Source organism: Psychrobacter sp. PSP, assembly GCF_024085615.1.
Lineage (GTDB): Bacteria > Pseudomonadota > Gammaproteobacteria > Pseudomonadales > Moraxellaceae > Psychrobacter > Psychrobacter pacificensis.
This window is the reverse complement of the sequence record NZ_JABLTF010000005.1, coordinates 94172-116978: the sequence shown is the minus strand read 5'-3', so window position 1 is coordinate 116978 and position 22807 is coordinate 94172. Positions and strand designations below refer to the sequence as shown.

Sequence of the window (22807 nt, the reverse complement as noted above, 5' to 3'; positions counted from 1 at the left end):
AGATAATTTCGAAAATAGACTAAAAATATATCAAAGACATAGTATTCAATCAGGGCTACTACAGACTGGGCATTCTGGATCTTTTCTGTAACCCATCAGCCGCTGCTGCATCTGCCTACCATCCCATATAAGCAGTTTATTTGTCAGTGGATTTTTGGTTAACCCCAGATACTGCAAGGCGGTATTGGCTTGTAGGTTACCCATAACCGCAGTGGTACTCGCAAGCACACCTGAATTGGCACAGGTACGCTCATCGGCAACCTCATCATGCACAAGCGCGCCAAACACGCAATGATAGCAACCTGTGTCTAGAGGTGGCTCAAACAGCGCCAGCTGCCCTTGCATCGCAATTGCCGAGGCAGATAATAATGGAATCCGATAATGGACGCTAATGCGATTGATGACGTCACGAGTCGCAAAATTATCCGTACAGTCTAGTAATAAGTCTGGCTTACCAGAGGCTAGATCGAGCAACTCATAAGCATTGTCTTCATCTAACCGCGCTACGGTGCCGTAAGCTTCTATCAAAGGGTTGATGCGCGCCAGCATAGCCGCTGCTGTCAGCGCTTTGGACTGACCGATATCTTCTGGCAAAAACAGCGTTTGCCGTTGCAGATTGCTTGCCTCGATCGCATCATCGTCAATCAGATGCACATAACCAACCCCTGCACGCACTAGTGTCTCAGACGCTGGACAACCAAGGCCGCCTGCGCCTATTATTACCACGCGTGCTGACTTTAATCGCAGCTGAGCATCCATATCCCAACCGTCGAGTAGTATTTGCCGTGCATAACGGAGCAGCTCATCATCTGATAGCTGTGCCAAATCGTCTGCCATATTTTTTGCAACCTATAATTAAAAATGTCTATCCATAAAGCCTATTTATGGATATTGCCCTACTGTGACACGATCATTACCACCGTAATCTTGTACCGTGTGTACTGACTCAAAACCATTCTCCAAAAATAACCGTCGAACCGCAACCCCTTGGTCATGGCCATGCTCGATAGCCAGCAGTCCTTTTTTGCACAAATAAGACGGTGCCTGCTGGACAATATGCTCAATATCAGCCAAACCATGATTGGGTGCACTCAGCGCGCTGATCGGTTCAGCGGTTAGACCTGCCAAATGCTCGTCTGCCTCATCAATATAAGGCGGATTTGAGACAATCACATCAAACCGACATTCGTCATCAGTAGATAGCGCTTGATACCAACTGCTTTGGATAAATTCAATATTAGTGACACCATTAAAATCCGCATTATGCCGAGCAATATCGAGCGCCTCAAGCGACAAATCAACGGCGACCACTTGCCAATTGTCTTTTTTTAATTCATGAGCCAAACTGATAGCAATACAACCTGAGCCTGTACCCAAGTCAAGTAAGCGCTTATGAGGATTAGATACTGGCTGAGCATTAATCCAATTCAATACTTGCTCGACCAATACCTCGGTATCGGGTCTGGGAATCAAAGTATGCTCATTGACCACAAAATTCAGCGACCAAAATGCTTGTTGACCCGTCAAATAAGCGAGCGGCGTCCCTTCTTGCATCTTAACCATACCAGTATAAAACCGCCTTTGCTCACTTTCTGTCAGCTGATAATCTTCGTCAGTAATCAAAAATAGTGAAGGTTTATCAATAACATATAGCAGCCAATCCGTTGGCCAAAACGACGGTATCTGACGATTTGTCTCACCATTCATCAGTTGACCAATTTGCTGCTTTATTTGACGAATGGTCAATGCGGTCATAAGTCACTCTTAAAGATATCGTAAATAAAGATAAAAGTACTGCCAATGCTACTCTGAAGCGCGCGGTGGCTCATTGGTATCGGTCAGGTTTGGATTTGCTTTCGCTAGTTTGTCATCACCATATATGTCATCATTATCACCAATCACAATGTGTTTATCGACCAAGTAGATTAAGATCAAAATTGGCATACCAATCGCAAAGGTGAAAATAAAGAAAAATGGATAGCCCATATTGTCAACGATAGCCCCAGAGTAGCCACCCATCACCTTAGGTAGCAACGTCATTAATGAGGAGAAAATAGCATACTGTACCGCGGTAAAACGAATCGAGGTCAAGGCAGACAAGAACGCAATGAATACAGCGCTGGCAAGGCCTGCCGCTAGATTATCAAAAATCACTGCCACGTACATATGCGGCAAGCTACCAGGATGGTAAGTGAGCAGGACAAATAATAAATTCGTCACACAAGCCAAGATGGCACCGACCATCATCGCCTGCATCATACGCAGTTTTTGAGCCAAAATACCACCCAAAAAGCCACCTGCAATAACCATGATGACACCAACCAGTTTCACAGCATTGGCAATGTCTGTCTTACTGAACCCCATGTCTTGATAAAAGACGTTCGAGATGACCCCTGCGACGATATCAGAAATCCGGTATAAACCAATCAAGGCCAGTAGCAATAATGCTTTTTTGCCATAACGACGGAAAAAATCAACGACTGGTTCGACCCAAGTGGTATAAGCCATTTCTTGTTTGACCACGCCCACTTTGACAGATAAGTAACCCACAACTGATGCCACCAGTAAGCTGGTTAACAGATGGACAACTTCAAGTAAAAAAGCAAACATCACACTGTCTGTCTCTGGCAGTAACGCACCAACATTGACAAAAGCGATGATAAAAGCGGCGACCGACAATACAAATACCAATACCAAACGGGCATAGTCAGAGGCGGGACGATCAATACGTATCTGCTCGCTCACAGGCTCCCGAATTATCAGCGTGGTCACCACACCTACGCCCATCACTGCTGCCATGATCCAATAAGTATTGCGCCACGCTTCGTAACTATAAAACTCTTCAGTCGAACCGAAATAATCTGCCAAATAGAGCGCACCTGCGCCTGCAAAAATCATCCCTAAACGGTAGCCTGCGGTATACATTGCCGACAATACTGACTGAAAACTCGCAGGGGCAAGCTCAATACGATAGGCATCGACCACAATATCTTGCGTGGCGGATGAAAAGCCTAATAGCACGGCTGCCATGGCCATATAGTGCAAACTGCTCTCATCGGTCGGATTGATGCTGGCCATCATATAAATCGCCAAAATAATTAAGAGCTGTGCAATCAAAATCCAGCTACGACGGCGGCCCAGTAATCTAGTCAATATCGGTAGCGGCACCGCATCTACTAGGGGCGCCCAAATGAACTTGAACGAATATCCCAATGCCGCCCAACTAAAGGTCGTCACTACACTGCGATCAAATCCCGCCTCACGCAGCCATAACGACAAGCTGGAGAAAATAAGCAAAATAGGAATACCAGCCGCAAAACCCAAAAACAGCATGATCATAGCACGCCGATCAAGATAGGCTTTCGCCGCCTCGCCCCATGATTTTTTGGCGATGGGAGGTTTAGGTGGTACAGATTTGACAGCAGACATAATAACTCACCAACAATTGAGACAAATAACACAACTGCGCACAATTTTTATCAATCTTTAGAATCAGTTATCCATAAAAAGATCGATAAAAATTGCTCTACGTTGCACCAATATGATCATTACAACAAAATTCAGTTATGGTACTTGAGAACCGCTACCTTGACTAGATGTTTTTGCATTAACTCATTGATTCTGGCACTTTCATAACGGCTTATATTTCGCTGCAGTAACGAAGATTATAGCAACCTTTCACTATGGTTAAACCAGTCCTTAGTTTTCTTACTACTTACTCTCATCAAAGATGTCTAACAACGCTTTCATTTATCGGCAATATGTAGATAGAGATAGCATCAGTATCAGTTTGCTTGGCTCATCACTATCTCTCCTCGTGATAAAGCAATGGCGTTAATAGCAAGCTGGATGAGGTACTACACCAAGAATTAATGATTAATAATTTAAAACATATAATTTTTATATATTAGTTTTATAAATAAACAGTACTTCGTTATGCTCTCTATATCAACAATGATTATCTTAATTGACGGTTTGTTCTTTCTATTATCATAGCCCAGGAGTTTTGCCATGTCCGATTCAACCAACACCCCAACCGACAAAAACACCACGCAAGATACCGCTGGTTGCCCGATAAACCACCAAGGTAACAGCGACACCGCAACCAATACAACTTATGATCAAGGTGATGATAAGGGACCGACGATTCATAGTGAAAACGTTGATCAAACACACGCACCGCAGCGTCCTAGCATGGGCGGCTGTCCCGTCATGCATCAAGCGCATACTACCACCGCCTCTGCTGCGACTGACTGGTGGCCGAATAGCTTGAACCTAGACATATTGCATCAGCAAGACAAAAAGACTGACCCAATGGGAGCAGACTTTGATTATGCTGAAGCTTTTAAACGACTTGATTTAGAAGCGGTCAAAACCGATTTGAAAAACCTCATGACTGAATCACAAGAGTGGTGGCCAGCAGATTGGGGTCATTATGGTGGCTTGATGATTCGTATGGCGTGGCATTCAGCGGGTACATATCGCGGTGCCGATGGTCGCGGCGGTTCTAATACTGGTAATCAACGCTTTGCGCCACTAAATAGCTGGCCGGACAACGCCAACCTAGACAAAGCGCGCCGCCTACTATGGCCCATCAAGAAAAAGTACGGCAACAAACTGTCATGGGCTGATTTGATGATTTTGGCAGGCAACATGGCTTACGAGTCTATGGGCTTTAAAACGCTAGGCTTTGCTGGTGGTCGTGCTGATATTTGGCATCCAGAAAAAGACATCTACTGGGGTTCTGAACGCGAATGGCTGGCACCGACCGAAAACCGTTACGATAGCGATAAAGACCGTGCATCCCTCGAAAACCCACTAGCAGCGGTACAAATGGGCTTAATCTATGTCAACCCTGAGGGCGTTGACGGTAACCCTGACCCGTTGAAAACCGCTCAAGATATGCGTACGACGTTTGCGCGTATGTCAATGAATGATGAAGAAACGGTTGCCTTGACCGCGGGTGGTCATACCGTTGGTAAGTGTCACGGTAATGGCGATGCGACCACACTAGAAGACGAGCCAGAAGCGGCAGACGTCAAAGAGCAAGGTCTAGGCTGGCGCAATCCTAAAGGTAATGGCAATGCAGGTGATACTGTTTCAAGTGGTATTGAAGGCGCGTGGACAACCAATCCAACTCAGTGGGATCATGGCTATTTTGAATTATTATTGAACCACAATTGGGCATTAACCAAAAGTCCAGCAGGTGCATGGCAGTGGGAGCCCACAGATATTAAAGAAGAAGATCGTCCATTAGATGCTCATGATCCAAGTGTCCGCCGTAATCCGATCATGACTGATGCTGACATGGCATTGATCAAAGATCCTGTTTATCGCGAGATTTCAGAGAAATTCCATAACGACCCAGCGTATTTTGATGAGGTGTTTGCCAAAGCATGGTTCAAGCTAACTCACCGTGACCTAGGGCCTAAATCTCGTTACTTAGGGGCAGATGTACCGAGCGAAGACTTTATCTGGCAGGATCCTATTCCAGCAGGCAATGCAGACTTGAATGCTGATGATATTGCAGCGCTGAAATCGCAAATATTGGACAGTGATTTGAGCCGCCGTGAATTAATCATTACCGCATGGGACAGCGCACGTACATTCCGCGCATCAGACTATCGCGGCGGTGCAAATGGCGCACGTATCCGCTTAGCCCCGCAAAAGGACTGGGCAGGCAATGAGCCAGAGCAGCTGCAACGTGTTCTTGAGGCGTTAACCCGCATTCAGTCTGACTTTGATAAAGACGTGAGCTTGGCCGATTTGATTGTGCTTGCTGGTAATACTGCTATTGAGCAGGCAGCGAATGATGCAGGCATAGAGGTTACGGTACCATTTACCGCAGGTCGCGGTGATGCAGAAGCGGCAATGACCGATACCGAATCTTTTGCAGACTTAGAGCCTTTGCATGACGGCTATCGCAACTGGGTCAAAGAAGACTATGCGGTCTCTCCTGAAGAGATGCTGCTCGATCGCACGCAGCTAATGGGATTGACAGCGCCTGAGATGGTGGTATTGATTGGCGGTATGCGCGTCCTTGATACCAACCATGGACAGAGCCAACAAGGCGTCTTCACTGACCGTGTTGGGGTCTTGACCAATGACTTCTTTGTCAACTTGACTGACATGAACTACACGTGGCATCCCGTGAAAACAGGTGACGAGCCAAGCAACACGGTCAATAGTTACGAAATACGTGAGCGTAGTACCGGTAATACCAAATGGCAAGCCAGCCGTGTGGATTTAGTATTTGGCTCAAACTCTATCTTGCGTGCTTATGCTGAGCTATATGCGCAGGACGATAACTTAGAGAAATTCGTTCGTGATTTCGTTAGCGCTTGGAGCAAAGTCATGAATGCGGATCGTTACGATATCGCCAAATAAGTCTGGTTCGCCAAACTGATTGGTCATAGATGAGCATATAGATGATGAGCAGCTGTCTTTTAGAAGGCAGCTGTTTTTATGTTTGTGTCTAACACAATAGCTAGTACTATTTTGGTTGTTTTGCGTTGATAAAATAGATACTTATAACTAATATTAAAAACCCTACTCCTATATTCATAATTATTATAAATTGATAGCTATTTATTATATACAAGAATAATAGCTTTGTTTTACACTACGCTCTTATGGCACATTTGTAAGTTTTTACTTTCATATACAAATCTTTCAGATATAGGTAAGGTTTGTATTGTTACACAATAGGATTCAGTGATGGCAATCGATGTAGTGGTCAATCAGCGACATTTGCAAATTCAGCTCAAACAGTTGGAAACAGTATGGCATACGGTGATTAATGGCTATAACTTAAGTCAAGCAGCGACTGTGCTACATACCAGTCAATCGAGCTTGTCAAAGCATATCGCGGCACTTGAAAACCAACTGAAGACCGAAGTATTTATTCGTCAAGGAAAGCGGCTGACAGGGCTGACCACCATGGGTACGGCGCTTATGCCACATATCGAGTCCATCTTTGCCGAGATTCGTACCATTGAAAATCTAAGCCTTGATTTTAATAATCCTAATATCGGCACATTGACCATTGCGACGACCCACACGCAGGCACGCTATGTGCTGCCGAAGGTGGTTAAAGAATTCAAAGAGCGCTTTCCCAAAGTCAATTTGATCTTGCAACAAGCCGATCCTGAGACCATCGCGCAGATGGTGATTCGTGGTCAGGCTGATATCGGCATCGCAACGGAGTCCCTACTTCACAATAACTATCTCAGATGCTACCGCTATTACGACTGGACGCATCGTGTCATCGTGCCAAGCGATCACGAGCTTGCCAAGCAAGACTCTATCGATTTGCCAACCCTTGCCAGCTATCCTATTGTGACCTATCACGGCGGCTTTACTGGACGCGGCGCGATTGATAAAACCTTTGAAGCAGCAGGTCTAGAGCCAGATATCGTAATCGCCGCGCTTGATGCCGACGTCATTAGTACCTATGTAGGACTTGGCTTAGGCATTGGTATTATTGCCGAGATGGCATTTGAACCGAGTCATTATCAGAACCTAACTGCCATACCAGTCGATCACTTCGGACGCTTTACCAGTTGGATGGCGGTGCGTGATGATGCGGAAATCCGCCAGTATGGTCGTGCCTTTATGGAGCTGTGTCAGAAGCAATTCGACAACTAAAACAAAGGGTCTAAATCGCTGGTCTTACCTTACCCCACCTTTACCGAGCTTATGCATAAGTGATAAAATACAGTCTAGAACGTTATTCAACGTTTTATTTCGTTTTTATTTCTGCATGTATTGCTGGACGCCTAGACATTTAATTGTACTGGGTGTCGATCACTGCATGTCCATTTGCTTCTATGTAACAGGTGATACCGCTCATGGAAAAACTCGTAGCGATCATTATGGCAGTTTTTGCCGCCCCTTTGCTTATTGGCGGCGCTTATCTGCTCTCTTTAGGCGGTAGTCCTTACTATCTTTTTGCTGGCGCAGCGATGCTTGCGACCGCTTTTTTGTTGTTCAAAAAACATTGGAGCGCTTACGGGGTGTACGCGATATTTATCGTTGTGACACTAGTATGGTCGCTTTGGGAATCTGGATTTTATTGGTGGGCGCTGGCAACTCGCTTGGGTTTCCCACTAATATTTGGTTTATTAATGCTTTTACCGTGGGTCTCTAAGAAGATGCACGGGAAACACGCTCAAGTAACAACCACAAACAACACTAAGAAAAGTCCTCTTTATTATTGGGGACTAATGGCCAGTGTGGTTGTGGGCGCACTGCTCTCTTTTGGTAGTATGGCCAATAATGCCACCGACAAATTGGGCGAGCTCGATTTAACTGCCAAAGATGACGGCGATCAAAATGCCACTTCTACCAACCTTGGCGACCCATTATCCACTGGTGAGCAAACACCAGATGGCGAATGGAGCGCCTATGGCCGTACTGATTATGGACAACGCTACTCTCCTCTGGCTCAGATCAACACTGATAATGTCAAAGATTTAGAACTCGCTTGGCAAATCCAAACAGGCGATATCAAAGGTCCTAATGACGTTGGTGAAACCACTTATCAAGCAACCCCACTAAAGATCGGCAACGCTCTTTATATGTGTACGCCGCATAACTGGGTGCTAGCATTAGATGCCGACTCTGGTGAGACTCTATGGAAGTTCGATCCTAAGGTTGGCGAAAACCTCCAACGTCAGCATCAAACTTGCCGCGGTGTCTCTTATTACGCTGGTCAAGCTGGTACAAACAGCACTACGCCAGCAGCTAATGCTAATACCGAGACAGCTAGCAATAGCGCCGTCAGTGACACCACTGATAATAACGTAGTAGCGGCTAATAAACCGGCTGCGACTGGCGATACATTGGTGCAAAAAATTGCTGGAAATACCTTTGAAAATCCTTCCAAGCAATGCGATGCCAAGATCTTTATCCCAACTTCTGATGCCAAGCTATATGCCCTCGATCCAAAAACAGGACAACGCTGTCAAGACTTTGGTGAAGATGGTGCATTAGACCTCATGCACAACATGCCGTTCCAGCAAGCAGGCTACTACTACTCAACGTCTGCCCCAGTGGTTGCAGGCGGCGTTATTATTGTCGCTGGTGCTGTTAACGACAACTACGATGTAAACTCACCCTCTGGTGTGATCCGTGCTTATGACGTGAATACTGGCGAGCTTATGTGGAACTGGGATTCAGGCGATCCTGACAACACAGCCCCTTTTGATGTCAATGATCCAACTCAAGTCTATCGCACCAGCTCGCCAAACTCATGGTCGACTGCCAGTGCTGATGAAGAGCTTGGCTTGGCCTACTTCCCAATGGGCAATCGCACGCCCGATCAGCTCGGTAGCTATCGTAATGCTGCTGAAGAAAAGTATGCAACCTCTGTGGTTGCACTAGATCTGAAAACTGGTGAAGCGCGCTGGGTACAGCAGTTTGTCCATCATGATCTTTGGGATATGGATACGCCTGCTCAGCCAACATTGCTTGACTTAAATACCGCTGATGGTGTCCAGCCTGCATTGGTTATACCGACCAAACAAGGCGATGTTTATGTCTTGAACCGTGCCACAGGCGAGCCTATTGTACCTATCAAAGAACGTGATGCACCGCAAGGCTACCTCATTGCTGGTGAACATGCATCGCCTACACAGCCTTACTCTGGTCTGAGCTTTGCGCCTGAGAAACTGACTGAAAAAGATATGTGGGGCGCAAGTCTCATCGATCAGATGATGTGCCGTATTGAGTTCAACAAACTCAACTACGACGGTCGCTATACGCCGCCATCAACCAACGGTACGTTAGTCTATCCTGGTAACTTTGGTACCTTTAACTGGGGCGGTCTCGCTGTCGATCCTGAAAATGGCGTGATGTTCGGTATGCCAACTTACCTTGCCTTTACCTCAAAACTCATCCCTAAAGACACACTTGGCGATGTTGAGACCAATAAAGGTGAACAAGGTGTGAATGCCAATGAAGGCGCAGACTATGCGGTAGAAATGGGACCATTCTTATCACCACTTGGTGTACCTTGTCAGCAGCCACCATGGGGTACGATCGCAGGTGCTGATCTGGCCACAGGCGAGATTGCGTATCAGCGCAAAAACGGTACTGTACAGGACTTATCTCCTATTCCAATCAAGTTTGAATTGGGGGTACCTGGTATTGGCGGCCCTATCATCACTAAAGGTGGCGTCGCATTCTTGTCAGCAGCAACAGAAAACAACTTCCGTGCTTATGATTTGAAAAATGGCGATGTCCTATGGAATGTACGTATTCCAGCAGGTGGTCAAGCTACACCTATGACCTACTTGAACTCCAAAGGTGAGCAGATGGTGGTATTGGTAGCTGGTGGACATGGTTCAGTAGGTACGAAGATTGGTGATTATGTGGTCGCTTATAAGCTTGGCGATCAAGCCAAATAAGTGATTTAAAAAACTTACCATTTACATAATGTCATTTCAAAAAAGCAGGTAACTTAGGTTGCCTGCTTTTTTTATGTGCGACTGGTTTTGTTATACAAATACTTTTGATATAGATATGTTTGATAGCAAGCTTATCAGCAGCCTTATCTTTTGCTAGCTATACCTACTACCCACTAATGGCGCTTTGTTATGAATTATTACTGCTTGGTCACACGGCTTGAAATCGATATCAATGACAAGCATATCAAGAGAAAGTAATTAATCACTCTACTGGATAATTTATGAATAACAAAATCCCTTTATCGTTTTTGGATCTAGCACCTGTACCTGAAGGCCATACCATCGCTGAAGGCATCGCCCAAACCGTGGCAACCGCTCAACAAGCAGAGAAGTCTGGCTTAAACCGTTACTGGATGGCAGAGCATCATAATATGCCGGGTATCGCTAGTGCAGCGACCTCAGTCCTACTGTCACATATCGGTAGCCAAACCAAGCGTATCCGTATTGGTGCAGGCGGCGTGATGCTACCAAATCATGCACCGCTCGTTATCGCTGAGCAATTTGGCACATTGCAGGCATTGTACGGAGACCGCGTTGATTTAGGCTTGGGCCGCGCACCGGGGACAGATGGCGCGACGTTTCAGGCACTGCGCCGGCAAATGAAAGATGCTGAGCGCTTCCCGCAAGACGTCCAAGAGCTGATGTACTTTTTGGGCAATGATACAGATGGCAGCCCTGTACAAGCGTTCCCCGGCGCCAGATCAGGCGTCCCTATTTGGATATTGGGCTCGTCCCTATTTGGTGCGACCTTAGCCGCGCATTTAGGACTGCCCTATGTGTTTGCCTCACATTTTGCACCGCAAATGCTCGGACAAGCAATTAAAGCCTATCGTGAGCAATTCAAGCCGTCTGCCTATTTAGATAAGCCTTATGTCATGCTGGCTGCAAACTTGTTACTGGCTGACGACGATGAGACTGCTCAGTATCACTTTACCTCAGCACAGCAGAGTTTTGTACGTTTGCGCCGTGGTGAGACAGGTCAAATGCCAAAACCTACGCACGATATGGACAGCATCTGGAGCCAAGCAGAAAAAATGATGGTAGATAATGCGCTGTCAGTTTCATTCATCGGATCTGTCGAAACGGTCAAACCAAAATTGGCTGCGTTTTTGGCAACCCATCAACCAGATGAATTGATTGTAACCGCTAATGTACATAATCAAGCAGCGCGTATTCGTTCACTTGAACTTACACCGGAGCTAAACTTATTTACTTTACAATCAAATGAGACACTTGCATAATTATTGCCAAACCTTAACTGGATTTTTGACATGGAAGCAACTGCGGTTATCGGTGCATCACTTATGATTGGCTCGTCGATATTTATGTATATCTTGGCATTTCTTGCAGTCATGGTTATCGGTGGGTATCTGACCTACCGTACCAGTCCTAAGCGTAAGCAACGTCAAGAAGAAAAGCGTAACCGAGACAATATAAATTGACATTAAAAACCCCCTTTTTCAAAATAGAAAAAAGGGGGTTTTTAGTATTACAACGACCAGTTGACGCTATGTCCAACAAAGCACTGACTATATAAGCTACATCAGACCAAGCGCACGTAAGGCGGCCGCACCAAACGCCATGCCAAACATACCAACCACCGTCGTAAACGCCAAGATATTTGCCGCGAGCACATCATTGCCACCCATAGCCTTCGCCATCACATAACTGGCCGCAGCAGCTGGTGAGGCCACCATCAAGAATAACACGCCCATATGAACGCCTGATAAACCAAATGCCAAGCCAATCGCAATGGCGACGAGGGGTGCAATCACAATCCGACCAATACTTGCCTGCATAGATAACCCTGAGGCACTCAGCATCGATTTCAAATCAATACTAGCACCAGCGCAAATCAGTGCCAGCGGCAATGCAACCGCTGCCAACAAATCACCAGTCGTGTGAATCACACCTGTGAGTGGTGGCAATGGCAATGCCTTATAAGCAAATGCTGATAGCAATGCCAAAATAAGTGGGTTGGTAAATACCTTTTTGATGATCATAATACTGCGACTGATCAAAGTATCATCCACATTTTTAGAGACACGACTTAACGTAATGACCGCTAAAATATTGAACAATATGGTGACTACGCCCATGTAAACGGCACCAATACTTAAACCACGCTCACCATAAGCATTGGCAACGGTTGCGAGGCCAATAATAGCCATGTTGCTACGGAAAATACCTTGTACGAACACGCCTTGGTCGGCAGGACGTTTGACGAAGCGTTTGGCATACAGCTCCGCCCCAAAGAACAGGACAAATGTCACCAAAATACCAACAAAAATTAGCTTAACTTGCTGACCATAATCAACATCGCTATCGACCACGCTAAAGAATAGCAAGCAAGGCAGGCAGTAGTTAAAAACAAAGCTGGATGCCTGATCAATGAAACTTTGGCTCGCCTCGCCACGTCTTTGCATAAAAAAACCCAACCACATCAAAGCAAGGTTGGGGAATACAATAGTAATAGCAAAAACAATAGCATCAATCATAAATAGGCTCAATTCGGTGACAAGCCCATCATGATATGAGCATCAACAAGAAAATTTAATAAGTAATAATCAGATTTTACGACCTAGTATAGAGACAAAGCAGCAAGTAAGACAAGTTTGAATGAGACTTTATTTCGATAATAGAGTGGTTTTTTAATAAACAAAAGCCCGCAATAAAATATTATTACGGGCTTTTTATATCATGGATGCGTTGTTATAAAAGGCTTTGGCATACTACCGTTACGAGTCAAGCGCAGCCTTTGCTTTTTTATGTTTTTTGACCGTCATCGCCAATAACTGTATGGCCGCAGGTGTGACACCGCTGACACGTCCAGCTTGAGCTAGCGTCGCAGGACGAACTTGCGTGAGTTTTTGTACAATCTCGTTTGATAGCCCTGATACCACCCTATAATCAAAATCTAGCGGTAGCGCCGTGTTTTCTAAGCGCTTCATTTGATCAATATCTTCTTGCTGACGATCGATATAGCCGGCATATTTGACAGAAATCTCGATCTGCTCTCCTACTTGCGCATCAACGGTTGAGTCAGTAATAGCCGCGATATCAGCAAAACGTATTTGCGGACGCTTTAACAAATCAAAGGCAGTCGATTCTTTAGAGAGTACCTCACCTGTCTGCTCAGACAGTTTCTGACCCAAGGTATTTGTCGGCGTGGCCCACATGTCTTTTAGGCGTGACGTCTCTGTCGAGATCGCTTCCATTTTTTCTTGATATGCTTGCCAGCGCACATCATCTACCAGCCCTAGCTTGCGACCCGTCTCAGTTAAGCGCTGATCGGCATTGTCTTCACGTAGCAATAAACGATACTCTGCACGGCTCGTAAACATACGATAAGGCTCGGTCGTACCATGGGTGATCAAATCATCCACAAGTACGCCAAGATACGCTTCATCACGGCGCGGTGTCCACGTGTCAAACTCGCTATTGTTAGTAGTGACCAATGCGGCATTGGTCCCTGCTAGCAAACCCTGCACGCCCGCTTCTTCGTAGCCAGTCGTACCGTTAATTTGACCAGCAAAGTACAGACGATCAATTGATTTGGTCTCAAGCGTGGGCTTGAGATTTTGCGGATCAAAATAATCATACTCGATGGCATAGCCTGGACGCGTGATATGGGCGTTCTCAAGCCCTTTCATGCTATGAATAAAATCTAACTGCACATCAAACGGCAAACTGGTTGAGATACCATTCGGATACAGCTCATGCGTGGTCAGGCCTTCTGGCTCAATAAAGATCTGATGGCTGTCTTTGTCCGCAAAACGATGAATTTTATCTTCGATAGACGGACAATAACGCGGGCCGACGCCTTCAATTTTGCCAGAGAACATCGGTGAGCGGTCAAGATTTTCACGGATGATATCGTGGGTGCGCGCATTGGTATGTGTGATATAGCAGTTAACCTGCTCAGGATGCATAGAGACATCACCCATATAGCTCATGACAGGCAGCGGCGTATCACCTGGCTGTACCGTCATCACGCTAAAATCAACGCTACGGGCGTCGATACGTGCTGGCGTGCCTGTTTTTAGACGACCGACTGGTAGCTTAAGCTCACGCAAACGATCGGCGAGCTTGATAGAAGGCTGATCCCCTGCACGGCCACCATTTGAGTTTTCTAGACCAATATGAATGACGCCGCCCAAGAAAGTGCCTGAGGTTAATACGACTGTTTCGGTCTTAAAAATAATACCTGTAGAAGTCACAACAGCTGTCGCACGGCCATTTTCTACCAAAATATCGTCAGCAGCTTGTTGGAACAAATCCAGATTGGGTTGGTTCTCTAGTGTGTGGCGAATGGCGGCTTTATACAAGATACGGTCGGCTTGCGCACGTGTGGCACGCACAGCAGCGCCTTTACGGCTGTTTAGTACACGAAACTGGATACCTGCTTTGTCCGTTGCTAGCGCCATCGCGCCGCCTAACGCGTCAATCTCACGCACTAAATGCGATTTACCGATACCGCCAATCGCGGGATTACAGCTCATCTGACCAAGCGTCTCGATATTATGGGTCAACAATAAGGTCTGAGCGCCCATACGTGCAGCCGCCAGAGCAGCTTCTGTGCCAGCATGACCACCGCCGATTACTATCACGTCGTAATGTTTTGGGTATTGCATGTGTGCCTCACTTGACTCATAACGCTGCTGATTGACGTATCTTATGTTCAAATAAGAAAACCATCAGCAAATAAACGTCAGTCGTATTTATAAAAAAGATAACGACTCAGTTAAGTCGTTCATAATTGGTTGAATAACCCATCATTATAACAATTTTTTCACGCTTAAAAAACGCTAGGATAAAAACTATTATAATTAAGCGCAAAGATACTTACGCCAGCATCACTTTGGTTGTTAGCTTTTGAGTTCGTAATGATCTCTTAGTTATTACTGTTTCCACGGCTCAAGGGTACGATCTGATCCGATTGACCGCTAGACAGCATATGATGGCTACCATACCCTTCTGGGTTTATCTGTAGATAGGCATTCATTTGACCAATCGCCTCACCATCATCACTCGCTAAAATCTGCGCTTTGATAAGCTCAACTGGCGGTAATGGTAAGTTTTTGAGTAAGGCCAAGCGCTGATGGTTATCACCCTTGTTGACTACTAATTCGATAAGTTGACGAGCATCGATTGGCAAATCTGGCGTGTTTTGAGCCAACAATGCCAAGTGATAAGCACCTGCTGGATCTTGGTCCACAACAATGCGCTGTTCAATAGCGATATACGTCGCTTCAGTTGCACCGCCTGCCACACTAAGCTGATGAATACACTTCAGTGCTGAGTATGACTCATTATTAGCAATCTCAATGATCCGCGTAGATTCGTTTTTTAAACGCGCGCGACGCTTTTCAATCGCTGCTTGCGCAGCCGCTTCTCTCTGCTCATTTGACTGTTCATTGGTTTGGTTATTCATAAAGCTCTCTTAATTATCTGATAATTATTATTTATATCGCTGGTATCTTGGACACTATATGGGGGTAAATCCCATAAAAACAACGAAGCCTAATGACATAGGCGCGTGGAAATACTAGTAGGGACAAGAATAGATAGAGTATTAGTGACACTAATAGCAATAATAAAAAAACCCAAATAGCCATTAATGACTACTTGGGTTTGCTGTGCTCGTATCTTACACTCGTATCTTACAAAGACTAATTGGACATTAAAGACATCCAACTCACACTTTTAATTATTAAGCAGCAGGGCTGTTTGCTTCAACCAATGGCTTTAGCTCGCCTGATTGATACATTTGCAAGATGATGTCTGACCCGCCCATCAACTCGCCATCAATCCATAATTGTGGGAACGTTGGCCAGTTCGCAATTTTTGGCAACGTTGCACGGATTTCTGGGTTTTCTAAAATGTTTACAAACGCAAATGGACGACCAATCTGAGTCAACACTTCGATAGAGCGCGCTGAAAAACCACACTGCGGAAATTGCGGTGTGCCTTTCATGTAAATAATGACTTTATTGTCACGGATTTGATCACGGATCAATTGTTCAACGTCGTTTGCAGTAGTGTTTGGGGTTTGCTCACTCATAAAAGCTCCTATTGATAAAGCGGTTCATTAAAATGATTATTTATATAAAAATAATTGTGTAAAGACGTGGCTGATACATGGGGCAACTGCCGCTGTATTACAAGCACGAATTTCGATCTATGTAGGTTCAACAGTATTAGGGACTAATAATACCACGGCATTGGCCATGATGCCTTCTTGACGACCCGTAAATCCCAATTTTTCAGTCGTGGTGGCTTTTACACTGATATTGCTAATATCTGTTTGTAAGTCGCTCGCGATATTAGCGCGCATCGCTTTGTTGTGCGGTGCCAGCTTTGGACGTTCACACATCACCGTGATATCAGCATTGCCTAGACTATAACCAGCCTCTTGCACTTTACTATAAACATAACGCAGCAAAATCCTTGAATCCAATCCAGCATGCGCCGCATCGGTATCAGGAAAATGCTGCCCAATATCGCCAAGTGCAAGTGCGCCCAGCAGCGCATCAGCCAATGCATGCAAGACCACATCCCCATCAGAGTGTGCGAGCAAACTATGAGAATGCTCAATCGGCACGCCCGCTAGAATGACATATTGTTGCTGCTGACCATTATTATGAAAAGCATGAACGTCAATACCTTGACCAATTTTTATCATTATTATTCCAAGATGAGTTAAAGGTGATTAAAATAATTCAAAACCACTATCTGAATTTTCAAAGTGGTTTTACGAGTAGCCAGACACCATCGGTCGCCACCAGTTTCAATTAACTGGTATAATATGACGTTTATTTTATCATAATACCAGATCCAAAAGACAAGATGACGTTGTTCTGCTGAGACTACGCATTGTAGTGATTGCATAACGCTTGGCGTCGGCATGTACTTTGGATAACGTATAAATAGTTGAGCCGTTTTATGTCAGCCATACAATACACTTCAAGCACAACCGTTTCTGAGTCTTTTAATGCTCATCGCCCTTTAACACTTGCTGATGTCGAAAATCCTAGCACCAAGCATGTGATCGTCGGTATGTCAGGTGGGGTCGATTCTTCTGTATCAGCCGTATTACTTCAGCAGGCAGGCTTCAAGGTTGAAGGCCTGTTTATGAAGAACTGGGAAGAAGATGACGGCACCGAATACTGTACAGCAATGGATGACCTCGCAGACGCGCAAGCCGTATGTGACAAAATTGGCATCAAACTGCACACGGCCAACTTTGCGATGGAATATTGGGATCGCGTATTTGAGCACTTTTTGGCAGAATATAAAGCCGGCCGCACCCCTAACCCTGATATCTTGTGCAACAAAGAAATTAAGTTTAAGGCGTTTTTGGACTATGCGTTGACGCTTGGTGCAGATTATATCGCGACCGGTCACTATACGCGCCGCAGTGTGAACTATATCAATGCCGAAGGTGACGAGGTTGCGCAGCTCTTACGCGGTCTTGATAATAATAAAGACCAAAGCTACTTTTTGCATGCGGTTGGCGGTGACAAAATCGCTAAAACCTTATTCCCAGTTGGCGAGCTTGAAAAGCCAGTGGTACGTCAAATCGCTGAAGAGCATGACCTAGCGACGGCTAAGAAAAAAGACTCTACGGGTATTTGCTTTATTGGTGAGCGCCGTTTTAAAGATTTCCTACAACAGTACTTGCCTGCCCAAAAAGGCGAGATACTTACTGATGACAATAAAGTCATCGGTACTCATGATGGCCTCATGTACTACACATTGGGTCAGCGCGGTGGCATTGGCATTGGCGGTGTCAAAGACCGTCCCGAGGAGCCGTGGTTTGTATTGGCAAAAGACTTAGAGAAAAATCGTTTAATCGTCGGTCAAGGGCATGAACATCCCATGCTAATGAGCAACGAGCTAAAAGCCTATAAGCTCGATTGGATTGATGGTTTACCACCTGCGGATGTGTTTAGCGACGAAGGCTTAGCCTGTATGGAGAAGTCTCGCTATCGCCAGCCTGATCAAGCGTGCCGCGTGTTTGCGACCAATGCTGATGGCAGTGAGGTTCGAGTGGTATTTGATGAGCCGCAGCGCGCTGTCACTCCTGGACAGTCAGCGGTATTTTATATCGATGAAGTATGTTTAGGCGGCGGCGTGATTGAATCTATCGATGCACCATGTGGATTTTAATTGATTCCTAACACCCAACTTAAAGCACAGATGTTGATGCAGCAAATAGATTTATTTTGACGAGGGTCAACATCGCTTTATTTGCATAGACCACTTTTTTAATATCATATTTCTGCTATATTACGCGCAACGATTTCGACGTCGTTTTTTATATGGTAATTTTTTATCTAGACTCTTGCAGTTTTTTATTTCATAACTACTGAGGCACAACCATGACCCCACTTACCGCTCTCTCTCCAATTGATGGTCGTTACGCATCAAAGGCTGACAGCTTACGTCCTTATTTATCTGAATTTGGTCTAATCAAAGCTCGCGTTACGGTAGAGATTCGCTGGTTGCAGTCTTTAGCTGACAACAGCGCAATTGGTGAATTAGCAGCATTTGATGACCAGACCAACGCTTTTTTGAATGCAATCGTTGATGATTTTGGTGAAGCCGATGCCCAAGCGATCAAAGACATCGAAGCGACGACCAATCATGATGTAAAAGCGGTTGAGTACTTTATCAAGAACAAGTTCCGGGGTCAGGACGCTTTAATTGATTCTCTTGAGTTTATTCACTTTGCCTGTACCAGTGAAGATATCAACAACTTATCGTATGCATTGATGCTCAAAGACAGCCGCAAGCTTGTCGTTGCCAAAATGCAGCAAGTGACTGATAGCATCGTTGACTTAGCGATTGCTCATGCTGATCAACCAATGCTATCACGCACCCATGGTCAGACAGCCAGTCCAACGACATTGGGTAAAGAGATGGCAAACGTGGCCTACCGCCTTGCTCGTCAAATCAAGCAAATCAATCAAGTAGAGTTATTGGGTAAAATCAATGGCGCCGTTGGCAACTACAATGCGCATTTTTCAGCGTATCCTGACGTCGACTGGCAGAGTCATGCTGAAGCATTTATCAATCAGCGTCTAGAGTTAACCTTTAACCCTTATACGACTCAAATTGAGCCACATGACTATATCGCTGAGTTGTTTGATGCTGTTAAGCGTTTCAATACCATCTTGATCGATTTTAACCGTGATATTTGGCAATATATTAGCTTAGGCTATTTTAAACAGCGCCTAAAAGACGGTGAAGTTGGCTCTTCTACCATGCCGCATAAAGTTAATCCAATTGACTTTGAAAACTCTGAAGGCAACTTAGGCGTTGCCAACGCGATGCTGGCCCATTTGGGTGAGAAGTTACCGATTTCACGTATGCAGCGTGATTTGTCAGACTCTACCGTATTACGTAATATCGGTGTTGGCCTAGCACAGAGCATGATTGCTTTTGATGCGTGCCTAAAAGGGGTGGGTAAACTTGAGCTAAATGCACAGCGTTTAAATGACGACTTGAATCAAGCGCAAGAAGTGTTGGCAGAACCGATTCAAACGGTCATGCGTCGCTACCGTGTTGAAAACCCGTATGAAAAACTAAAAGCCTTGACTCGCGGTAATGCCATGACTCGTGAAGCCATGCTAACCTTTGTTGAAAGCGATGAGCTATTGGCTGTTAGCGATGCGGATAAAGAACGCCTACGTGCATTGACGCCTGCTACTTATATCGGTAATGCCGCTGAGCAAGCACGTGCTATTAAAGAGTGGATTGCCAAGCTGTAAAGTTTGCCAAGCTGTAAAGTTTGCTAAGATGAATTGAATACCTTAAAGCAATAGAGATAAGGCACAATTGCCTCATCTCTATTTGTTCAAACTGGCTATACATTCGCCTAAGTCTATAAAAAAACAACCTTACTTTGCATGCTATGATGATCTTAAAAACTCATAGGTGATAAGTAAGGTTTTATTTTTTATCCTTTTTATCATCATCGTCATCACTATCGCCTGGTATGATAGCTTTACCGACCGCGACCGTGCCTTTGACTACGCCTTTGGTGGTTTTATAGGCGACTTTGGCAGGCACGGTGACGATTTTATGGACACAAGCTTGCAAGAAAAACACGCTAGCAATAATGACAACAAAATGTAATTTTTTCATAACTTTCCTACGATTTGATGGCTGCTCTGATGATAGCCATCAGATAGGTGATCATCATAAACGATTAATCCCTTCCTATAAAGCATCCCTTACCATCAATCTTGTACGTATTTAAAATATGGATTTACCCATGACCTCTATTCCTCTTTGTCTACCCGACTCTATTACGCCTGAGCAGTTTTTGGCTGAATACTGGCAGAAAAAACCACTGCTTATCAAGCAAGGCTTACCGCAGCTGATCGATATGTTTGAGCCCGATGATATGATGGGTCTTGCCCTTGAAGAAGATGCTAGCGCACGCTTGCTAACCCAAGCAGCCAGTAAAAAAGAAGGTCAAGCGCAGTGGCAACTCAAAAAAAGCCCACTGAGCGAGACTGATTTTGAGAACCTACCAGAACAATGGACCGTATTGGTACAAAACCTAGAGCAATGGTCGCCTGAGCTTGGGCAATTGTGGCAAGCGTTTGACTATATTCCGCAGTGGCAGCGTGACGATATTATGGTCTCTTATGCCCCTAAAGGAGGATCGGTCGGTAAGCATTATGACGACTACGATGTATTTTTGGCACAAGGCTATGGTTTACGGCGCTGGCAGTTGGGCAAATTCTGTGATGAGCAGACAGAGTTTGTTGCTGATGAGCCTATTCGCTTGTTTGACGATATGGGCGACATCATCTTTGATGAGATATTAGAAGCGGGTGACGTGCTTTATGTGCCGCCCAAACTCTCGCATTTCGGCGTGGCGCAAGATGATTGTCTGACGTTTTCTTTTGGCTGCCGTCGTCCAAATTTGATGCAAATTATCGATAGCTTAGCGGATATCGCCACCAACGATAGCGATTTGTTTATTCCGCTGCTATTGCCGCAAGCACTACAGGCATCTGGCGCATTGCAATCAGAGAGTATCAGTGCGATCAAAGAGCAGCTCTTGCACATGCTACAGTCTGAGCGTGGTGATGATATGATTCGTCAAGCAGTCTCTGAGGTGGTGAGTAAGCGCCAATACGATGCGCTGATGCCAGAGGAAACACTGGGCACCGATGAGCTTGTACAAGCATTGTCTGAAGGTGCGCTATTGCAAGCGGACTATAGCAATCGCCTACTCTATAACAAAACTGGTAATGGTATTGTGCTGTATGCCAATGGGCAGCGTCTCGATGGACTTGATGATGCAGCAATAGCAGTGTTGGTACGTTTGGCTGATGGAGAGCCATTACAATATAGTGATGTGAAGGATATCGATACAGATGATTTAAGCGAATGGTTAGAAAACGGTTGGATATGGGTCAATATGACTGAATAAAACATAATCATCAAATTTTAGCTGAATAATGCACAATAAAAAAACCGCTATCTGATAATTACTCAGATAGCGGTTTTTTCTTATGCATATTACACAATTACTCGTTCAATACTCATAATGATGTATCAAACGCCGCTTAGTATTTATTAAAACCACTATAAACACTAAACGTGTTGGTCGTTAATACTATTACTCTGTACCAAGCTCAAGCAAGCTAGCATTACCACCAATCGCTGTGGTGTTAATCGTCTTAACACGCTCAGTGACAAAACGATGCAGATAATCAGGCGTTAACATCTCAGACAGTCCTTCCATATCAGTGACACTGATGACTTGAGTCAAAATACCATCTGTCTTTGCAAGCTCTTGACTGATGGCTTGTACTTCACTACGACTGCCAGAAACGGCCACCTGAGCAAGACGATCAATGTATAAAAGCGTGATGGTTTGCGAGTCATTAGCCACGCTCAATACATCTTCGCTAATACCCGTATCGTACAGGATTTTAGCGGCTTCATTGCACATCTCATTTTGGCTTGGGCAATGCAGTATGACTTCATTACCAGTCAATAATGCAGCCACAAGCTGACCTAGTACGGCCATTGCTCTGGCTGATTCGCCACCAACGACCATTGTCTTACCACGACCAGTGACGTACAAGTCGTTTGACTCACCTGTCGCACCAGTCATACGATGCGTCTCATCTAAGCTTGGCGCCGCGTTCAATAGGTGATTGAATAAACGCTTTGCTTTGTTGGCATCACCAGTCAATAGAGACAACTTTGGAATTGCCGCCTCTAGGTACGTTGCGCGATTGACCGCGCCAAGTAGTCGCCAAGATTCACAAACCTGGGCATGATTTTTTTTGAATTCAGTCGCCATG

General features: G+C 45.1%; 18 protein-coding genes. 8 read left to right on the top strand and 10 right to left on the bottom strand.

What is annotated here, in order from left to right; genetic code table 11:
* Positions 1-45 precede the first annotated feature (45 nt).
* From HL061_RS00535 to HL061_RS00525, 3 genes are read right to left on the bottom strand one after another with little or no spacing between them, the layout of a single operon-like run.
* Positions 46-837 carry a HesA/MoeB/ThiF family protein gene (locus HL061_RS00535; RefSeq protein WP_252962383.1) on the bottom strand — a complete coding sequence of 264 codons (792 nt, stop codon included), beginning with the start codon at positions 835-837 and terminating at the stop codon, positions 46-48.
* Between the two features lie 45 nt (positions 838-882).
* Positions 883-1755: a peptide chain release factor N(5)-glutamine methyltransferase gene (prmC, locus tag HL061_RS00530; RefSeq protein ID WP_240365007.1), complete on the bottom strand. Its 873-nt coding sequence runs from the start codon at positions 1753-1755 to the stop codon at positions 883-885.
* A 48-nt stretch (positions 1756-1803) separates the two neighbouring features.
* Complete coding sequence (locus tag HL061_RS00525) at positions 1804-3429, bottom strand: MFS transporter (RefSeq protein ID WP_252962382.1); 1626 nt, start codon at positions 3427-3429, stop codon at positions 1804-1806.
* A 765-nt stretch (positions 3430-4194) separates the two neighbouring features.
* On the opposite strand from HL061_RS00525, the gene katG reads away from it, so the two are divergent.
* From katG to HL061_RS00500, 5 genes are all read left to right on the top strand, one after another.
* On the top strand, positions 4195-6387 hold the full coding sequence (gene katG / locus HL061_RS00520; RefSeq protein ID WP_252962427.1) for a catalase/peroxidase HPI: 2193 nt from the start codon (positions 4195-4197) through the stop codon (positions 6385-6387).
* 330 nt (positions 6388-6717) lie between these two features.
* Positions 6718-7647, top strand: a complete 930-nt coding sequence (locus HL061_RS00515; RefSeq protein ID WP_240365009.1) for a LysR substrate-binding domain-containing protein — start codon at positions 6718-6720, stop codon at positions 7645-7647.
* A gap of 203 nt (positions 7648-7850) precedes the next feature.
* Complete coding sequence (locus HL061_RS00510) at positions 7851-10409, top strand: membrane-bound PQQ-dependent dehydrogenase, glucose/quinate/shikimate family (protein WP_252962381.1); 2559 nt, start codon at positions 7851-7853, stop codon at positions 10407-10409.
* A gap of 281 nt (positions 10410-10690) precedes the next feature.
* On the top strand, positions 10691-11710 hold the full coding sequence (locus HL061_RS00505) for an LLM class flavin-dependent oxidoreductase (protein WP_240365013.1): 1020 nt from the start codon (positions 10691-10693) through the stop codon (positions 11708-11710).
* A 30-nt stretch (positions 11711-11740) separates the two neighbouring features.
* Positions 11741-11911, top strand: coding sequence for a hypothetical protein (locus tag HL061_RS00500; protein WP_223332890.1), 171 nt, complete (start codon positions 11741-11743; stop codon positions 11909-11911).
* A 96-nt stretch (positions 11912-12007) separates the two neighbouring features.
* Here the strand turns inward: HL061_RS00500 and HL061_RS00495 are convergent, their stop codons facing one another.
* The 5 genes from HL061_RS00495 to ispF form a co-directional block, all read right to left on the bottom strand.
* On the bottom strand, positions 12008-12967 hold the full coding sequence (locus HL061_RS00495; protein ID WP_223332892.1) for an AEC family transporter: 960 nt from the start codon (positions 12965-12967) through the stop codon (positions 12008-12010).
* A gap of 240 nt (positions 12968-13207) precedes the next feature.
* Positions 13208-15103, bottom strand: coding sequence for a tRNA uridine-5-carboxymethylaminomethyl(34) synthesis enzyme MnmG (gene mnmG, locus HL061_RS00490; protein ID WP_223332893.1), 1896 nt, complete (start codon positions 15101-15103; stop codon positions 13208-13210).
* A 260-nt stretch (positions 15104-15363) separates the two neighbouring features.
* On the bottom strand, positions 15364-15903 hold the full coding sequence (locus tag HL061_RS00485; RefSeq protein WP_212563612.1) for a hypothetical protein: 540 nt from the start codon (positions 15901-15903) through the stop codon (positions 15364-15366).
* A 279-nt stretch (positions 15904-16182) separates the two neighbouring features.
* Positions 16183-16533 (bottom strand): Grx4 family monothiol glutaredoxin, encoded by a 351-nt coding sequence (gene grxD / locus HL061_RS00480; protein ID WP_071001428.1) that lies wholly within the window; start codon positions 16531-16533, stop codon positions 16183-16185.
* A gap of 117 nt (positions 16534-16650) precedes the next feature.
* Complete coding sequence (gene ispF / locus HL061_RS00475) at positions 16651-17154, bottom strand: 2-C-methyl-D-erythritol 2,4-cyclodiphosphate synthase (RefSeq protein WP_058025333.1); 504 nt, start codon at positions 17152-17154, stop codon at positions 16651-16653.
* 260 nt (positions 17155-17414) lie between these two features.
* On the opposite strand from ispF, the gene mnmA reads away from it, so the two are divergent.
* Both mnmA and purB read left to right on the top strand, forming a co-directional pair.
* Positions 17415-18641, top strand: coding sequence for a tRNA 2-thiouridine(34) synthase MnmA (gene mnmA, locus HL061_RS00470; RefSeq protein ID WP_071001427.1), 1227 nt, complete (start codon positions 17415-17417; stop codon positions 18639-18641).
* Between the two features lie 212 nt (positions 18642-18853).
* Positions 18854-20245: an adenylosuccinate lyase gene (gene purB / locus HL061_RS00465; protein WP_071001426.1), complete on the top strand. Its 1392-nt coding sequence runs from the start codon at positions 18854-18856 to the stop codon at positions 20243-20245.
* Positions 20246-20426: 181 nt separating this feature from the next.
* On the opposite strand, the gene HL061_RS00460 is transcribed toward purB, so the two are convergent.
* A complete protein-coding gene (locus HL061_RS00460) occupies positions 20427-20621 on the bottom strand; it encodes an NF038104 family lipoprotein (protein WP_071001425.1) in 195 nt (64 codons plus the stop codon).
* A gap of 130 nt (positions 20622-20751) precedes the next feature.
* Between HL061_RS00460 and HL061_RS00455 the strand changes: the two genes are divergently transcribed.
* Positions 20752-21924 (top strand): cupin domain-containing protein, encoded by a 1173-nt coding sequence (locus HL061_RS00455; RefSeq protein ID WP_252962380.1) that lies wholly within the window; start codon positions 20752-20754, stop codon positions 21922-21924.
* Between the two features lie 189 nt (positions 21925-22113).
* On the opposite strand, the gene HL061_RS00450 is transcribed toward HL061_RS00455, so the two are convergent.
* Entirely contained in the window at positions 22114-22806 is a 693-nt protein-coding gene (locus HL061_RS00450; protein WP_071001423.1) for a 1-pyrroline-5-carboxylate dehydrogenase, read from the bottom strand.
* Position 22807 lies beyond the last annotated feature (1 nt).

Bases quoted from the DNA above. Each gene is read 5' to 3' on its own strand.
- HL061_RS00535 (WP_252962383.1), bottom strand. From the start codon at position 837: ATGGCAGACGATTTGGCACAGCTATCAGATGATGAGCTGCTCCGTTAT.
- HL061_RS00460 (WP_071001425.1), bottom strand. From the start codon at position 20,621: ATGAAAAAATTACATTTTGTTGTCATTATTGCTAGCGTGTTTTTCTTG.
- katG (WP_252962427.1), top strand. From the start codon at position 4,195: ATGGGCGGCTGTCCCGTCATGCATCAAGCGCATACTACCACCGCCTCT.
- grxD (WP_071001428.1), bottom strand. From the start codon at position 16,533: ATGAGTGAGCAAACCCCAAACACTACTGCAAACGACGTTGAACAATTG.
- prmC (WP_240365007.1), bottom strand. From the start codon at position 1,755: ATGACCGCATTGACCATTCGTCAAATAAAGCAGCAAATTGGTCAACTG.
- mnmA (WP_071001427.1), top strand. From the start codon at position 17,415: ATGTCAGCCATACAATACACTTCAAGCACAACCGTTTCTGAGTCTTTT.
- HL061_RS00525 (WP_252962382.1), bottom strand. From the start codon at position 3,429: ATGTCTGCTGTCAAATCTGTACCACCTAAACCTCCCATCGCCAAAAAA.
- HL061_RS00500 (WP_223332890.1), top strand. From the start codon at position 11,741: ATGGAAGCAACTGCGGTTATCGGTGCATCACTTATGATTGGCTCGTCG.
- HL061_RS00450 (WP_071001423.1), bottom strand. From the start codon at position 22,806: ATGGCGACTGAATTCAAAAAAAATCATGCCCAGGTTTGTGAATCTTGG.
- HL061_RS00495 (WP_223332892.1), bottom strand. From the start codon at position 12,967: ATGATTGATGCTATTGTTTTTGCTATTACTATTGTATTCCCCAACCTT.
- HL061_RS00485 (WP_212563612.1), bottom strand. From the start codon at position 15,903: ATGAATAACCAAACCAATGAACAGTCAAATGAGCAGAGAGAAGCGGCT.
- purB (WP_071001426.1), top strand. From the start codon at position 18,854: ATGACCCCACTTACCGCTCTCTCTCCAATTGATGGTCGTTACGCATCA.
- HL061_RS00515 (WP_240365009.1), top strand. From the start codon at position 6,718: ATGGCAATCGATGTAGTGGTCAATCAGCGACATTTGCAAATTCAGCTC.
- HL061_RS00510 (WP_252962381.1), top strand. From the start codon at position 7,851: ATGGAAAAACTCGTAGCGATCATTATGGCAGTTTTTGCCGCCCCTTTG.
- HL061_RS00505 (WP_240365013.1), top strand. From the start codon at position 10,691: ATGAATAACAAAATCCCTTTATCGTTTTTGGATCTAGCACCTGTACCT.
- mnmG (WP_223332893.1), bottom strand. From the start codon at position 15,103: ATGCAATACCCAAAACATTACGACGTGATAGTAATCGGCGGTGGTCAT.
- HL061_RS00455 (WP_252962380.1), top strand. From the start codon at position 20,752: ATGACCTCTATTCCTCTTTGTCTACCCGACTCTATTACGCCTGAGCAG.
- ispF (WP_058025333.1), bottom strand. From the start codon at position 17,154: ATGATAAAAATTGGTCAAGGTATTGACGTTCATGCTTTTCATAATAAT.